We start from the raw sequence: 2,616 nt of genomic DNA, 5'->3' as shown, positions 1-2,616 counted from the left end.
ATGGCGCGCACCGATGGACCGACGGCGCATCTGATCGATCCGGCACTGACCGTCCGCCGCCTTCCCGCGCCCGGCGGCAACCGCCGATTGGCGATGATCGCGCAATGGCCTGCGCTCGCCCGGCTGGTCCGGCGGCATCGCCCCGACATCCTCTATTCGGCGGGCAACCAGAGCAATATGCTCGTCGCGCTCGCTGCGCTGGGCACCGCGACGCAGGCGGTCGCGCGCATTTCCAACCCGATCCAGCGCCCCGGCAGCCACGGCGTAGCCGCCCAGGCTCGGCTTTTCCGCTTCCGTACCATCGCGCGCCTCAGTGCCCTGACCATCGTGATGGGTCAGCATGATCGCGCCCTGCTGGCGGACAGCGGCCCCGTGCGCCTGCTGCCCCGTCCGACCGTCACCCCCATGATGGATCAGGCCCGCGCCGCCCGCTTGCCCCGCGACCCCGCCGCGCCGGTGCGTTTGCTGATGGTAGGCCGCCTGACCGCGCAAAAGGATCAAGCCACGGCGCTCGAAGCGCTGGCGATGCTGCCCCATCTCGACTGGAAGCTGACGATCGCTGGCCAGGGGCCGCTGCGCGCAGAACTCCAGAAGCAATGCGTTGCGCTCGGCGTCGCCGACCGCGTGCATTTTACCGGCTTCGTCAGCGACCCACATGAACTCGCTACCCTGATGGGCCAAGCCGACCTGCTGCTCCAGCCCTCCCGTTGGGAAGGCCTATGCGCGACCCTGATCGAAGCCCTGGCTTGCGGTGCGGGCGTGGTCGCGACCGACAGCACGCCCAACATCCACCCGGTTCTCGCCGCCGCCGCCCAGCATCCCCCGGTGCCAACCAGCGATCCCGCCGCCTTCGCTCGCGCCATCGAACGCGCGCTGCGTCAGCCCGCCGACCCCGCAACGCTCGCCGCCGCCGTGCGCGACCATCATGTCGATCGTGCGCTCGACGGCTATTGGCGCGCCTTCGCGGCCCTCGCCGATCGCCCCGAAACCCACGCCCTGCCATCGCCAGCCTTGCGCTGATACGTTAGGCACTTGGCTACGCTTCCGCGCTAGAGGGAGGCGACGCAGCAGGGTGCCGGACTATGGACAACAGCCTATCCTATCGACGCGATCCGGCCGACGCGCTGCTCAGTTGCGCGCTCGAAGATATGACGCTGCTCTATCATCGCCGGTCGGGCCAGACCCATATGGTCATCAGCCCCGTGCCCGAACTGCTCGACCGCATGGCCGACGGCACCCCCGTCACCGCGCAGTCGTTGCATGACCGACTAGCGCAGGACTTCGACCTCGGCCCCGCCGACGAAGCGCTCGCTGAAATCGCTACCCATCTCTATGCGCTGGCCGCGCTTGGCCTGGTGCGTCCGGCATGAACCATGCGCTGACCCTGCGCATCGGCCCCGCCACTTTCCGCATCGGCGCGGCCTGGCCCCAGCCGATTGCGCAGTTGCAACACCTCTACGCCGCCTATCCCGATGTGACGGAACAAATCGCCGACTTCACCGTCCGGCTCCAGCCGACCAGCATGGTGCGCCGCTGGGTCCGCCCTTCCATCTTCATCACCGGCGACCATGGCCTTGCCGATGCCGCGCCGATGAGTCTCTCGCACGGCTTGCTGGCGGCGGAGATGGGCATGAATCTCCAGATGGCGCTCGGCTGGCGACGGCATTTGTTGCTCCATGCATCGAGCGTCGAAAAGGACGGCCGCGTGCTGGTGATGACCGGCGAGTCGGGGTCCGGCAAATCCACCCTGGCGGCGTTGCTGGGCGAGCGCGGCTGGCGCTTCATGGGCGACGAATTTGCCCTGCTTGATCTCGACAGTGGCGCGATCCTGCCATTTCCCCGCCTTGTCAGCCTCAAGAACCGCGCGATCGAGGTCGTCGCCGATACGGTCGGGCAAGCCCGCATGGGTCCACTACTCGCCGCCACCGCCAAGGGCGACATCCGCCACATGGTCCCCCGCGCCGATGCCGTCGCGCGCATGGGGGAGGGGGCGATGCCGGCCCTGCTGCTCTTCCCTCGCTTCGGCCATGCGCCTGACATCCGCCCGGTCGGGCAGGGCGAAATCTTCATGCGCCTGACCCAGGCCTCGACCAACTATGTCGCACTCGGCGAACCCGCCTTCGTCGCCCTGACCCGCTTCGTGCGCGACGTGCCTGCCCGCGCCATCGACTTCCCCACGGGCGACGACGCCATCGCCATGGTCGAAACGCTGTGGGAGGAGCGGGCATGAGCGCCGCGCTGCTGGTGCGGGTGCTACGCGATCCGGCGTCGGTCACCGCGCTCGACGCACCGGGCTGGAACGGCCTGATCGCCGCAGCCCGCGCCGAAAGGCTGATCGGCACGCTGGCCTCTCGCCTCGCCGACGTCCCCGTCCCGCCCGCAGTCGAACCGATCCTCGCCGACGCCCGCACCGACGCCGCTCGCGAAGCGCGCCAGGCCTTGTGGGAAGCCGACCGCGCGGTCCAGGCGCTGCGTCCCCTCGACGTGCGCGTCATCCTGCTCAAGGGCACCGCCTATGCAGCGGCCGGACTGCGCGCCGGGCAGGGGCGCTTCATCGGCGACCTCGACATCCTCGTGCCGCGTGACCGTCTCGCAGCGGTCGAACAGGCGCTAATC

Annotated in this window: 4 protein-coding genes; all 4 read left to right on the top strand. The window is 69.3% G+C overall.

Features of this window, described 5'->3' with window-relative positions; all coding sequences use genetic code 11:
- Positions 1 to 1,020: glycosyltransferase (locus tag IL54_RS03085; RefSeq protein ID WP_037477700.1), on the top strand; the 1,020-nt coding region annotated here is incomplete at its 5' end.
- Positions 1,021 to 1,082: 62 nt separating this feature from the next.
- Entirely contained in the window at positions 1,083 to 1,370 is a 288-nt protein-coding gene (locus IL54_RS03080) for an HPr-rel-A system PqqD family peptide chaperone (protein ID WP_037473174.1), read from the top strand.
- On the top strand, positions 1,367 to 2,230 hold the full coding sequence (locus IL54_RS03075; RefSeq protein WP_037473172.1) for an HprK-related kinase A: 864 nt from the start codon (positions 1,367 to 1,369) through the stop codon (positions 2,228 to 2,230). The genes IL54_RS03080 and IL54_RS03075 overlap by 4 nt, the downstream gene beginning before the upstream one ends.
- A partial coding sequence (locus tag IL54_RS03070) for a nucleotidyltransferase family protein (RefSeq protein ID WP_037477698.1) occupies positions 2,227 to 2,616 on the top strand: 390 nt, incomplete at its 3' end. The genes IL54_RS03075 and IL54_RS03070, both read left to right, overlap by 4 nt.

It is taken from the genome of Sphingobium sp. ba1 (assembly GCF_000743655.1).
Lineage (GTDB): Bacteria > Pseudomonadota > Alphaproteobacteria > Sphingomonadales > Sphingomonadaceae > Sphingobium.
The sequence above is the reverse complement of the archived record's forward strand: the minus strand, read 5'-3'. Positions and strand labels throughout refer to the sequence as shown.